Annotated in this window: 13 protein-coding genes; 4 read left to right on the top strand and 9 right to left on the bottom strand. The window is 70.6% G+C overall.

All coding sequences use genetic code 11. The annotated features are described in order from the left end of the window. Positions 1–148: 148 nt before the first annotated feature. The 4 genes from ACYSUO_RS13235 to ACYSUO_RS13220 form a co-directional block, all read right to left on the bottom strand. The gene (locus ACYSUO_RS13235; protein ID WP_461776256.1) at positions 149–1237 is read right to left on the bottom strand and encodes a YlbL family protein; all 1089 of its coding nucleotides are present in this window, start codon (positions 1235–1237) and stop codon (positions 149–151) included. Between the two features lie 51 nt (positions 1238–1288). Continuing rightward, positions 1289–1453: a hypothetical protein gene (locus tag ACYSUO_RS13230; RefSeq protein ID WP_266713872.1), complete on the bottom strand. Its 165-nt coding sequence runs from the start codon at positions 1451–1453 to the stop codon at positions 1289–1291. Positions 1454–1556: 103 nt separating this feature from the next. Then, positions 1557–2021 (bottom strand): molybdenum cofactor biosynthesis protein MoaE, encoded by a 465-nt coding sequence (locus ACYSUO_RS13225; protein ID WP_461776255.1) that lies wholly within the window; start codon positions 2019–2021, stop codon positions 1557–1559. A gap of 96 nt (positions 2022–2117) precedes the next feature. After that, positions 2118–3230: an SDR family oxidoreductase gene (locus ACYSUO_RS13220; RefSeq protein WP_461776254.1), complete on the bottom strand. Its 1113-nt coding sequence runs from the start codon at positions 3228–3230 to the stop codon at positions 2118–2120. Positions 3231–3422: 192 nt separating this feature from the next. Between ACYSUO_RS13220 and ACYSUO_RS13215 the strand changes: the two genes are divergently transcribed. Continuing rightward, entirely contained in the window at positions 3423–4895 is a 1473-nt protein-coding gene (locus ACYSUO_RS13215; protein WP_461776253.1) for a zinc-dependent metalloprotease, read from the top strand. Continuing rightward, positions 4892–5416, top strand: coding sequence for an NUDIX hydrolase (locus tag ACYSUO_RS13210; RefSeq protein WP_461776252.1), 525 nt, complete (start codon positions 4892–4894; stop codon positions 5414–5416). The genes ACYSUO_RS13215 and ACYSUO_RS13210 overlap by 4 nt, the downstream gene beginning before the upstream one ends. 75 nt (positions 5417–5491) lie before the next feature. On the opposite strand, the gene ACYSUO_RS13205 is transcribed toward ACYSUO_RS13210, so the two are convergent. From ACYSUO_RS13205 to ACYSUO_RS13190, 4 genes are all read right to left on the bottom strand, one after another. Next, positions 5492–6247 (bottom strand): AIM24 family protein, encoded by a 756-nt coding sequence (locus ACYSUO_RS13205; protein WP_461776251.1) that lies wholly within the window; start codon positions 6245–6247, stop codon positions 5492–5494. Positions 6248–6265: 18 nt separating this feature from the next. Further along, entirely contained in the window at positions 6266–6946 is a 681-nt protein-coding gene (locus ACYSUO_RS13200; protein ID WP_266713860.1) for an AIM24 family protein, read from the bottom strand. Positions 6947–6957: 11 nt separating this feature from the next. Continuing rightward, a complete protein-coding gene (locus ACYSUO_RS13195) occupies positions 6958–8664 on the bottom strand; it encodes a TerD family protein (RefSeq protein WP_461776250.1) in 1707 nt (568 codons plus the stop codon). A 114-nt stretch (positions 8665–8778) separates the two neighbouring features. Further along, positions 8779–9375 carry a M48 metallopeptidase family protein gene (locus ACYSUO_RS13190; protein WP_461776249.1) on the bottom strand — a complete coding sequence of 199 codons (597 nt, stop codon included), beginning with the start codon at positions 9373–9375 and terminating at the stop codon, positions 8779–8781. 195 nt (positions 9376–9570) lie between these two features. On the opposite strand from ACYSUO_RS13190, the gene ACYSUO_RS13185 reads away from it, so the two are divergent. Both ACYSUO_RS13185 and ACYSUO_RS13180 read left to right on the top strand, forming a co-directional pair. Further along, the gene (locus ACYSUO_RS13185) at positions 9571–10737 is read left to right on the top strand and encodes a TOMM precursor leader peptide-binding protein (RefSeq protein WP_461776248.1); all 1167 of its coding nucleotides are present in this window, start codon (positions 9571–9573) and stop codon (positions 10735–10737) included. Positions 10738–10804: 67 nt separating this feature from the next. Next, the gene (locus ACYSUO_RS13180) at positions 10805–12169 is read left to right on the top strand and encodes an ABC1 kinase family protein (protein WP_461776247.1); all 1365 of its coding nucleotides are present in this window, start codon (positions 10805–10807) and stop codon (positions 12167–12169) included. Here the strand turns inward: ACYSUO_RS13180 and ACYSUO_RS13175 are convergent, their stop codons facing one another. After that, the gene (locus ACYSUO_RS13175; protein WP_461776246.1) at positions 12170–12373 is read right to left on the bottom strand and encodes a hypothetical protein; all 204 of its coding nucleotides are present in this window, start codon (positions 12371–12373) and stop codon (positions 12170–12172) included. It abuts the gene before it with no gap. Positions 12374–12502 lie beyond the last annotated feature (129 nt).

The following is a 12502-nucleotide window of genomic DNA, read 5'->3' as shown; positions in this document are numbered from 1 at the left end:
TGGCCCACGGGGGCCCCCCCCCGCGGGGGGGGCGGGGGCGGCCGGTGGGGGTGGGGGCCCCCTCTTCTTTTTTTGGGGGCCCCGGTGGGGGGCCCCCCCGGAGTTTCCGGTGGCCCGCCCCTCTACGTAGTGCGGTGTTCGCGCCTGTTCAGCCCTTGGCCGTGCAGGTGGTCAGGTCCGCCGTGTTGCCGCTGCGGATGTCCTTCAGGGCGTCCATCGCGTCGTCCAAGGTGTCCACCTTGACCAGCGTCAGCCCGTCCGGGGTGTCCTTGGCCGCGGTGGCGCAGTTGTCCTTCGGCGTCAGGAAGTACTGGGCGCCCTTGTCGCGTGCGCCGACGGTCTTCATGCCGATGCCGCCGATCGGGCCGACCTTGCCGTCCTCGTCGATGGTGCCGGTGCCGGCCACGAACTTGCCGCCGGTCAGGTCGTCCGACGTGAGCTTGTCGACGATGCCGAGCGAGAACATCAGGCCCGCGCTCGGGCCGCCCACGTCGGCGAGCTTGATGTCGATCTCGAACGGGAAGGTGTGGTCGGTCCCCGCCTGGATGCCGACGATCGCGCGGTCGTCCTCGGCCTTCTCCGTCTTGATCGTCACGTTCTCCGTGCGGGTCGCCTCCTTGCCGGCCTTCTCGGCGGCGGCCGCCTCCTTGACGGGCACGACCGTGAAGACGACGTTCTCGCCCGGCTTGTGCTTGGTGACGAGCTTGGCGACGTCGGTGGGCTTGGTGACCTTGGTGCCGTCGACGGACTTGATGACGTCACCGGCGTGCAGCCTGCCCTGCGCCGGGCTGTCCTTGACGACACTGGAGACGATCACCCAGGACTTCACGGGGATGCCCAGCTCGTGCAGCGCCGCCACCTTGGCGCTCTCCTGGGACTGGCTGAACTCCTCGGCGTTCTGCTGCGAGGACTGCTGCTCGGTCTGGCCGTCCGGGTAGAGCGTCTCGTGCGGCACCACGATGCTGTCGTGCGCGAGCCACCCGTAGACGGCCGACACCAGGTTCATGTTGTAGTCGGCGCTGGTGACGCGGACCGTCGTCATGTTCAGGTGGCCGGAGGCGTCGTACGTCTTGTGGCCGGAGATCTGGATCACGGGTTCGCCGCCGTGGTCCGCGAGGGTGTTCACCGTCGGTCCCGGCGACATCTCCGCGTAGGGCACTTTGATGAGCACCCCCGCGCACAAGAGCGCGATCAGCATCAGGGTCGAGGCGAGCATCGTCGCAGTGCGGCGTGGCATGGAACGACAGTACGGGACGACTCTGTAGGCGCACCTGTGGGGCCGGGCCCGTCAGGTGCCCTGGTGCGACTTCTCCATCGCCTCACGGAAGCGCGCGTAACCACTGAGTTCCGTGACATCACCGGTCTTGTGCCGCTGACGGCCGGCCCAGATGCCCCAGAATCCGGCAGCCACCGCAGCGACAACCGGGATGAGCAACCACAGGAGCGCTGCCATGCCGACCTCCCGACCCCATGAGCGACTGCCGCTGACCTATCAGCAGATTAACCATCCGCAGTCCCAACGCTCACCGCCGGGGGGCGGTTACGCAACCGGAGCCTCAACAGGCCCCAACCCACTCCTCTGTCCCATCGGAGAACGTCTGGTGCTTCCAGATCGGCACCTCGTGCTTGAGGTCGTCGATGAGCTTGCGGCAGGCCTCGAAGGCCTCGCCCCGGTGCGGGCAGGACACGGCGACGACGACCGCGAGATCGCCCACCGTCAGATCGCCGACCCGATGCACGGCCGCCAGAGCACGCACGGGGTACTCGGCGACGACCTTCTCCGCGACACGCCGCATCTCCGCCTCGGCGGTCGGGTGGCAGGAGTAGCCCAGCTTGTCCACGTCGGCCCCGCCGTCGTGATTGCGCACGGTCCCCACGAAGAGTGCGGTGCCGCCCGCCGCGTCGTCACCGACGGCCCGGAAGACCTCGTCGACGGAGAGCGGCGTCTCTCGGATGGCGAGCAACTGGATCGGGTCCTGTGCCCTCAGCTCGCCGGGGTGGTCGTGCTCAGTGGGTGCCATGCCCTCATCGTGCCGCACGCCGCCGACAACCGTGAATAGCGTTTTCGACCGGCACGCGCGCGTACCGGCTTGGAGCCTCCTACAGGTACGCGGGCCTCAGATGCGCCGCCGCGCCTTCCGCACCCGTCGCACGACGGCCGCCGTACCCAGAAGAGCGACGGTCGCGCCCGCGGCACCGGCCGCCGTCGCGTCCTTGCGGCCGAGGCGTCGGCCCGCGACGGTGCGCCGGCCCGCGACCTCCTCGAGCAGCTCCGTGAGGACCTCCTCGTTGGTCCACTGGGGTCGCCACCCGGACTCGTGCAGCCGGCTCCCGCTGACCACCCACGGGTACATCGTGTAGGCGAGGTCGCCCGCCGGGGAGGGCGTCAGGCCGATCCGGTGCAGCCGGGCCGCCGCGCCCAGGGCGACGGCGGAGGGCAGCTCCATGCGCCGGATGCCGCTGAGCTCCTCGACCTCCTCCTGCTCCAGCCAGCCGTCGCAGCCGACCGCGAGCTCTCCGTCGACCTTCTCCAGGGCGGCGTGCTCCAGGGCGCTGCACAGGTCGTCCACGTGGCAGAACTGCCAGGCGGGCCGCGAACCGGCCACTACAAGGAGGCGCGGCGACTCGAAGTACCGGGTGAGCGCCGTGTCCGTACCGCCGACGAGCACGGCCGGGCGCACCACCGTGACGTTCAGGCCGGGGTGCGCGCGCGGGGCGCGACGGGCGAGCCGCTCGACCTCCAGGAGGTCGCCGACTCCGGTCGCCTCCGCGGTGGCGCGCAGTTCCGCGTCCTCGGCGAGCGGCAGCTCGTTGTCCTCAAGGGCTCCGTAGACCATCGTCGAGGTGCACAGGACGACGCGGTGCACGCCCGCGGCGGCCGCGGCGGTGAGCACCGTCTGGGTGCCCCGCACGTTGTACGCGGTGCGGGCCGCGGGGTCGGACTCCAGGTCGAGGTCGAGGGCCAGGTGCACGACGACGTCGGCGCCGCGCAGCTTCTCGGCGATGGCCGGGTCCCGGACATCCAGGACGTGCCAGGTCGCGGACGTGCACTCGCCGCGCCGCTCGTCGATGGCGAGGACCTGCTTGATCGCGTCCGACGCGGCGAGCCGCTCGGTGAGCAGGGCGCCGATGCCGGACGCGGCACCGGTGACCGCGACGACGGGGCCGCGGACGGCTTGACTGGCTGTGGGGTTTCGCGCTGCGCGAACCTGCGGATCTGGGGAACTCACCGGGCGTCTCCAGCGGTTGTCTTCAGTACGTATGTGTATGACGCGTACGTACCAGGAGGCATCCATCCTGCCGCAGGCAATGAGTCGGCGAAGCACTGAGGCCCTATCCGGTCATGGTGTCTACGCTGGGTGTGTAGTCGGGCAGTCGCCGCCGGGCCCAGAAACCGGCGGCCCAACCAGCCGAGGAATCCCGTGAGTGACACCCCATTCGGTTTCGGCCTTCCGCCGGAGGAGCCGGAAGACGGCGACGAGGGCAAGAAGAAGGACCAGCAGGGCGGTGGCGGTCAGGGACCGGCCGGCCCGTTCGGATTCGGGTTCCCGGGCCTGCCCGGCGCGGGCGGCCCGGGCGGCGAGGGCGGGGACAACCCGTTCGCGGCCATGTTCGGCTCGATGAATCCGAACGATCTGGGGGCAGCGTTCCAGCAGCTCGGCCAGATGCTCTCCTACGAGGGCGGGCCGGTGAACTGGGACATGGCCAAGGACATCGCCCGCCAGACCGTCTCGCAGGGCACGCAGGACGGCGTCAAGGACACCAGCGTGGGCCCCGCCGACCGCACCGCGGTCCAGGAGGCCGTGCGCCTGGCCGACCTGTGGCTCGACGACGCGACGTCGCTGCCTTCGGGCGCGCACTCGGCGGTGGCCTGGAGCCGCGCCGAGTGGGTCGAGGCGACCCTCCCGGTGTGGAAGGAGCTCGTCGACCCGGTCGCCGAGCGCGTCGGCATGGCCATGGGCGATGTGCTGCCCGAGGAGATGCAGGCCATGGCGGGCCCGCTGATCGGCATGATGCGCTCCATGGGCGGTGCCATGTTCGGCCAGCAGATCGGGCAGGCCATCGGCGTGCTCGCGGGCGAGGTCGTCGGGTCCACGGACATCGGCCTTCCTCTGGCCGCGGCCGGCAAGGCGGCTCTGCTGCCGCTGAACGTCGAGGCCTTCGGCAAGGACCTCGGGATCCCGCAGGAGGAGGTCCGCCTCTACCTGGCGCTGCGCGAGGCGGCCCACCAGCGGCTGTTCTCGCACGTGCCGTGGCTGCGCTCGCACCTGTTCGGCGCGGTCGAGGGGTACGCGCGCGGGATCAAGGTCGACACCTCGAAGCTGGAGGACGTGGTCGGCCAGTTCGACCCGCAGAACCCCGAGCAGATCCAGGAAGCACTCCAGCAGGGCATGTTCCAGCCGGAGGACTCTCCGGAGCAGAAGGCCGCTCTGGCCCGCCTGGAGACGGCTCTCGCGCTCGTCGAGGGCTGGGTCGACGCGGTGGTCCACGCGGCCGCGAAGCCGCGCCTGTCGTCCGCCGACGCGCTGCGCGAGACGCTGCGCCGCCGCCGTGCGACCGGTGGCCCCGCGGAGCAGACGTTCGCGACGCTGATCGGCCTGGAGCTGCGTCCGCGGCGCCTGCGTGACGCCTCGCGCCTGTGGGCCTCGCTCACGGACGCGCGCGGTGTGGACGGGCGTGACGGCCTGTGGGCGCACCCGGACATGCTGCCGACGGCGTCCGACCTGGACGACCCGGACGGCTTCGTGCACCGCGACGAGCAGCTGGACTTCTCCGAGATCGACAAGATGCTCGGCGAGGCGGCGAGCGGCGGCTCCACCGAGAAGCCGAACCTGAAGAAGGACGAGGACGGCAACGGCGAGGGCGACAAGAGCGAGGGCGACTCCGACAAGTGAGCCTGTACGACGACACGGTCCTCGTGCTCAAGAGCTACGAGGACCAGCCGGAACTGCGCCAGGCCTACCTGGACCATCTGTCGGAGCACGGCGCCGACGGCCTGTGGAAGCCCTGCACCGCGGGGCACATCACGGCGAGCGCCCTTGTCGTCGACCCCGCGCGCGGGCGGGTGCTGCTCACGCTCCACAAGAAGCTGCAGATGTGGCTTCAGATGGGTGGCCACTGCGAGCACGGCGACCCGACCCTGCGGGCCGCGGCCCTGCGCGAGGCGACGGAGGAGTCGGGCATTCCCGGCCTCACGCTCCTCGAGGGCGGCCCGGTCCGTCTGGACCGGCACCCGATTCCGGGGCCGTGCACGCAGCACCTGGACGTGCAGTACGCGGCGCTCGCCCCGGCGGACGCCACGGAAGCCATCAGCGACGAGTCCCTGGACCTGCGCTGGTTCCCGTACTCCGAGGTCGCAGAGGTCGCCGACACCTCTGTCGTCCGTCTGGTGGAAGCCACCCGAGCACGGCTCTAGCCCGAGCACGGCTCTAGAAGGACATGCGTAAGGGGCGGTCACCATGGTGACCGCCCCTTACGCATGCGTACCTGCCTAGCTCCAGACGTTCCCCTGGTTCTGGCCGCGGGCGCCCTGCTGCCCCATCCCGTACTGCGCGGCGAGACCCCCGCCGGTCGCCGCGTGCTGCGGCGGCAGCAGCTCGCTGGGCTGGACCAGCGCGTAGCCGCTGCCCATGAAGCTGAGCTCCCAGCCCTCGCCGGTGTTGCCCCGGCGCCGCCAGACGCCGGAGGAATGCGTCTGCGCCTGCATCTGCACCCGGAGCCCGGTGGACCAGGCGACGATGGCGTCCGCGTCGGCGTTGACGTACTGGTCGGGCGTGACCTGGAGCATCAGCGGCTGGCCGGATGTCATCAGCGCGACCTTGCCGCGCCCGGTGATGTTGAGCTGGTACTTGCCGGAGCCGGAGATGCCGAACTGGCTGTCCACGGCGACGACTTCATGGTGCAGCGAGGAGTCCATCGCCAGCACGTAGCTGCTGTCGACGGTCAGGCCGTCCTGTTCGACATCCACTACGTGGATGTACTGGGCGAGATTCGCCAGGTAGACGGTGCCCTGCCCGTGGCAGCGCATCAGGCTGAGGCCCTCGCCGGTGTGCGCGCGGGCGCGCCGCTGTCCGGACGACTGGTACTCGCCGTCGAACTCCATCAGCCCCTGGTAGGCGACCATCGCGCCCTTGCGGGCGAGGATGTCGTCGTGGCCTTCCAGGGCGACCCGCAGCATCTGCGGGTTCTGCACCGTGTAGCGCTCCTGGGACTGCTGCTCGGTGTGCGCGAAAAGCGGACTCTGCATGGTGTTCTTCGCTCCCCCTCAGCCCCGGACTCGGAGGCGGTCGGTGCTGTCCTCACTGGGCTGTACGACGACGATGCCTTCCCCGGAGAAGCCCATCTGGTAGGCCTCACCACTGCCGCGCCCGATGAGCGAACCGGCCCGGAAGCTGCGCTTGCCCTTCACCTTCAGGCTCGGCGACCAGGCGATGAGCGCGTCGGGGTCCACGTAGGTCTCGTCCTCGCCACGGCCGCAGTCGACCACGATGGGGGTGCCGCGCGAGGTCAGGGCGACGTGCCCCTGACCGCTGACCGTGATGTTCCACAGGCCCTGCCCGGTGAACTTGGCGAGGCCCTTCACGCGCTCGACGCCCCACTGGAGGTGCGCGTCGAAGGCGAGGAGGTTGGTGCCGTTGACGGAGATCGACTCGCCACCGAGGTTGATGACGACGACGTCGGCGCCGTAGTCGGCGAGGTAGAGCAGGCCGTCACCGGAGCACTTCATAAGAGGCGCACCCTCACCGGTCATCCAGTCACGGGCGATCTGGCGGACGGCGGGCGGGTTGGGCTCGTACTGGACGAAGCCTTCGTAGGCGACCATCGAGCCCACGCGCGCGAAGAGGTCGTTTCCGGTCTGCATGGCGACCTTCAGCATGTTGCTGCCGTGGTTCTCCATGCGGGCGGCTACCGGGGTCGGGGCGAAGCCCGCGAGCGGCTGGTTCATGACGGGCTCCCTCAGACCTCGTACGGCTGGACGACGATGAAGTTGCCGGGTGCGCCCCGGAACTGCAGGTTGACGCCTTCGCCGCTGTCACCCGGATAGGCGTTGCGGCGCATGCGGACCTGGTTGGAGACGATCGCCTGCGAGGCCGCGGACCAGGCCACGACGGCGTTGGAGTCGGCGAACGTGGTGGGCGTGACCGGCAGCACGACGGGCGTGCCGTGGGTCTTCACGACGACCGTTCCGGTGCCCTGGAACTGGAGGACGAACAGGGCCCCTCCGGGGATGCCGTGCCCTTCGATCCTGCGGACTTCGTGCTGCAGGCTCTCGTCGAACGCGAGGACGTTCTCCGCGGAGACGCAGATCGCGTCGCCCTGGAGCTCGATGGGGTGCACGTGGGTGGCCTCTTCCGCGAAGAAGACCTGGCCACGGCCGGAGCAGCGCATCAGCTGCATCTCCTGGCCGGTGGCGTTGCCCACGATGCGGCCCGCGAACCCGGCGCCCTTGTAGCTGAATTCGACCTTGCCCTGGTAGAGCACCATGCTGCCCTGGCGGGCGAGGACGGGCTGGTCACCGCTGGCTCCGAGGTCGACCCGGATCAGCTTCTTGTTCTGGAGCGTCCAGCGCTGCCCCGTCGGAGCCTCACGGAACTTCTCCAGGGCGGCGGCCACGCCGGGCGCGGCGGCCTGCTGCGGGATGCCCTGCGGCGCACCCTGCGGAGCGGGAGCGGCCGGGGGCTGGCCGAAGACATGCTGAGCAGGGGGCGTCTGGGGCTGCTGCCCGAAGCCCTGCGGAGCGGGCGGAGTCTGGGGCTGCTGGTCGTAGCCGGGCGGCAGGGTTGCGCCGCCCTGGCCGGGGACCTGGCCGAACTGCGGCTGCTGGGGCGGCTGCTGGCCGTACGGGCTGGGAGCGGTCGGCGCCGGGGGCGGCGGGACCGTGCCGGGCGGCGTGGCGAGCGGGGCGGCGATGGTGGGCGCCGCGTGCACCGAGGGCGCGGGGGCCGGCGGGGGCGTGGGGGCCGGCGCCGGGGCGTTGTTCTGCGGCACCGGCTCGGGCGCCGGAGCGGGCGGGGCGGGCGCGGGTGCTGGAGCAGGCGCTGCCGGGGCCGCGAAGGACGGCGGTGCGGCGGCCTGGGCGGGAGGCGCGAAGCCGGGGGCCGCGGACGTCTCTGGCGCGGCGGCGGGCTCCTCCTCCTCCGCGACCTCGCCACCGAAGTTCTTCAGCAGCGCGTCCAGGCCACCGTCGAAGCCCTGCCCGACAGCGGCGAACCGCCACACGTCCTTCAGATAGAAATCGCCCAGCATTACCGCACGCTCGGTGGAGAACTCACCGCCCTGGAAGGAATACCGCGCGACTTCCTCACCACCGGCGACGATACGGATGTATCCGGGGGCGACCTGCGACATCTGCCCGGCACCGTCGATGGTCGCGGTGAACGAAAGCTTTTGGATGTTCGCGGGGATCTTGTCGAGTGTGACGCGGAAGGACTCCGTGTCACCGGCCTGCGCGCCGAGCAGCTGGACGGATTCCTCGGGCGTTTTCGGCTGGTTGAAGAAGACGAAGTACCGGTCGTCGGACAACCGCTCGTCGGCGTCGAGGCCGAAGCAGCTGATGTCGAAGCTCAGTCCGGGGCCGGTGATCTGTACACCCACGTACAGATCCGTGCCTGCGGTGAGGTCACTGATCTTGGCCTTGTGGCCGCGTTGGAATTCCCTGGCCATGCGTAACGACCGTCCCCCATCCCGATGGTGATTGCGTCGCGCCAGGCTATCCGCAAACACCGACAGCGGAAGAAGTCGGTACACCCCTGGTACAGAAGCCGCGCTGAAGGCAGATCAGTCGCCGCGCGTGGCGGGCAGATGCGGGAGCCGGTCGGCCGCGACCACTCCTTCGAGATACCCGCGCGCCCGCTCCGTGCGCGGATACGCCTCCAGGAGTCTCCAGAACCGCGGCCCGTGACCGGGGACCAGCAGGTGCGCGAGCTCATGGATGAGTACGTAGTCGACGACGTACTCAGGCATGCCCTGCAGCCGGTGGGAGAGCCGGATGCTGCCTTCCGCCGGAGTGCACGAACCCCATCGGGTGTTCTGGTTCGTGACCCACCGCACCGAGGCGGGGCGGGCCTTCCCCTCGAGGTACTGGCCCGACAGGCGCTCGGCGCGGTCCGCCAGCTCGGTGTCGCCGAGCACGCGCTTGCTCTCCTGCGCGGCGAGCTTGTCGAGCATGACGCCCACCCAGCGCTTCTCCTCGGCCTCCGACATGCGCGCCGGGATGAGCACCACGGTGCGATCGCCCTCGCGGTACGCGGAGACAGTTCTGCGACGCCGGGAGCTCCTGCGCACCTCGACCGCGCTCGCCCCCAGGCCGCCGGAGGGCGGGCTGGTCGTGCTGCGCGCTGTGTTCGTGGCACGGTGCAGTGGGTCGGCGGACACGCCCCGACGTTACCCGCTGGACCGGGCGGAAGTCCCGCCTCCGGAAGTCTTCGGTGCGGCCCCGCGACCCACCCCTCGATTAGTACGAATATCACCCACAGCCTGTGGACAACTTTCCGCACGGCTCCGGCCGCCCGGGCATGCTGGCGGTCGATCGACGGGAACGAAACCGTCGACACAGTACGGGGGACAACCATGCATCCGATCCTGAAGCCGGCCCTGCGGCGCGGCTGGCACGACCTGAACACGGTGCAGTTCGGGCTCACGCCGGCGCACGCGGTGGTGCTCGGCCCGGTCGACACGGCCACCGGCAGCTTCCTGGCACTGCTCGACGGCACCCGCGGGGTTCCGCTCCTGCGGGAGGAGGCCCAGAGGATGGGCCTTCCAGACGGGCATGTGGACGCACTGCTGGAGCGGCTGAGCGGAGCGGGACTCGTCGACGACGCGACCGGCGGCGGCAGGCCCGGCGCCGAACTGCGCAAACAGACGCGCGCGATGGACCGGCTCCGCCCCGACCATGCCGCCCTGACCGTCACGACATCGGAACCGGCCGAGGCGATACTGAAGTTGACCGCCCGGCGCGCGATGCGGGTCCAGGTAAGAGGCGCCGGACGGGTGGGCACGGTGATCGCCTCGGTACTCGCGTCCGCGGGTGTCGGCCATGTCGACGTACGGGACGGCGGATGCGTCGAGCCATGGGACGTGGCCCCGGGCGGGCATCCGGTGGAGGCGACGGGCGAGCGCCGGGACGTGTCCGCACGGCGGGTGGTGCGCTCGATGGCGCCCAGCAGACCACCGCGCCCCGACCGGCGCAGGCCGGCCCCCGAGCGCCTTTCGGAGCCGGACCCCGAAGAGCCCCCGCTCTCCCTCGTGATCATTGCTCCGCGTGACGGACTCGCGGTCCACTCCCCCGACCCGACCGCGGCCGAGGACCTGCTGGGGACCGGAATTCCCCACCTGTACGCGGGTGTCGTCGAGGCCACCGGCGTGGTCGGACCGTTGGTGCTGCCCGGCGGGACGGGCTGCGCGCACTGCCTGCTCCTCGGGCGCACGGACCGCGATCCGACCTGGCCCCGGCTGCTCGCCCAGTGGAGTTCGGGGCCGGCCGGCCGCCAGGTGCAGGCCTGCGACCTGGGCCTTGCCACCGCCGTCGCGGGCCTCGCCGCGGCACATGGACTGGCCTTCCTCGACGGGGAGTTGCCGTCAAGTACCGGGGCGCGCTGGGAGGCGGCCGCGCCGGGCCTGGACTGGCATGCTCGGCCGGTATGGCCACATCCGCAGTGCCCGTGCGGTGCGGGTGAGAGAGGTAACGGGCAGGAGGTCTCCGTGGAAGTAGAGCCGCACGACACAATGGCGGGGTAGGCAATGGCTGTCGGTACCACGGCACCCGGGCATGCGCGGCATGGCTGTTCGGCATTTGGAGGGGTGTATGTCTGATCTTCCCCGGAAGGCGGTTACCCGTACCGCCAAGCTGGCAGCGCTGCCGATCGGCTTCGCGGGGCGCGCGACCTGGGGCATCGGCAGACGCATCGGCGGCAAGTCCGCCGAGCTCGTCGGACGGGAACTGCAGCAGCGCACGGCGGATCAGTTGTTCAAGGTCCTCGGTGAACTCAAGGGCGGCGCAATGAAGTTCGGGCAGGCGCTGTCCGTCTTCGAGTCCGCTCTCCCGGAGGATGTCGCGGGCCCGTACCGCGCCGCCCTGACGAAGCTTCAGGAAGCCGCGCCCCCGATGCCGACCCGAACCGTGCACGCGGTTCTCGACGAGCGGCTCGGCGAGCAATGGCGCGAGCTGTTCCTCGAGTTCGACGACAAGCCCTCGGCGGCCGCGTCGATCGGGCAGGTGCACCGCGCCGTGTGGCACGACGGCCGCGAGGTCGCCGTGAAGGTGCAGTACCCGGGCGCGGGCGAGGCCCTGCTGTCGGACCTGGGTCAACTGAGTCGCTTCGCGCGGCTGTTGGGCCCGCTGATCCCGGGCATGGACATCAAGCCGCTCATCACCGAGTTGCGCGACCGGGTTTCCGAGGAACTGGACTACGCGCTGGAGGCGGCGGCCCAGCGGACACACGCGGAAGAGTTCGCCGACGACCCCGATGTCGTGGTGCCGCAGGTGGTGCACCAGTGCGAGCAGGTGCTGGTGACGGAGTGGATCGACGGGACACCGCTCGCCGAGATCATCGACCACGGCAGCGAGGACGAGCGCGATCGCGCAGGTCAGCTACTGGCCCGCTTCCTGTTCTCGGGGCCCGCGCGCACGGGCCTGCTGCACGCGGATCCCCACCCGGGCAATTTCCGGCTGCTGCCGGACGAGACGGGTGGTTGGCGCCTCGGCGTCCTCGACTTCGGCACGGTCGATCGACTGCCCGGCGGCCTTCCCGAGCCGATCGGTGTCTCCCTGCGCAGGACACTCGACGGCGAGGCGGAGGCGGTCTACGAGCTGCTCTGCGAGGAGGGCTTCGTCAAGGAGTCGATCGAACTCGAACCGGACGCGGTGCTCGACTACTTGCTGCCGATCATCGAACCGGCCCGCGTCGACGCCTTCACGTTCACCCGCTCCTGGATGCGCAATCAGGCGGCCCGGATAGCCGACCCACGCTCCCCCGCCCATCAACTGGGCAAGCAGCTCAACCTGCCGCCGTCGTACCTGCTGATACATCGGGTGACGCTCAGCACGATCGGGGTGCTGTGCCAGCTCGGGGCCACCGTGCGGCTGCGGGACGAACTGGAGGCCTGGGTACCGGGCTTTGCCGCCGAGGATGCGACGGAGGCCGAGGACTGGCCGGCGGCGGAGGCCTGATCACCACCAGTCGGAGTCGAGCCGCCCCTCGATGGCCCTGATGTTCTCTCGGGCGCAGGCGTCGCAGAAGTACCGCCGGGTGCCGCCCTCGACGGAACACGTCCAGGTCAGCGGCAGTTCCCGGGCTCTCGTGCCACACCGCGCGCACGCGAGGTTCTGGTGTTCGGGCTGCTGTGCGGAGTCCCCGCCAGGAAGAGACGTCACTCGGCGACGATAACTCGATGAACCGATGAGCGCCGGGCGCCACACCCCTCGGGGGCCGGTCCGCTGTGGACCGGCCCCCGAGGGAGCAGCCGCGCTGTCGCGGCTTGTGTCGACGAAGCTGATGTCGAC

Source organism: Streptomyces sp. UC4497, from assembly GCF_054871485.1.
The sequence above is the reverse complement of the archived record's forward strand: the minus strand, read 5'-3'. Positions and strand labels throughout refer to the sequence as shown.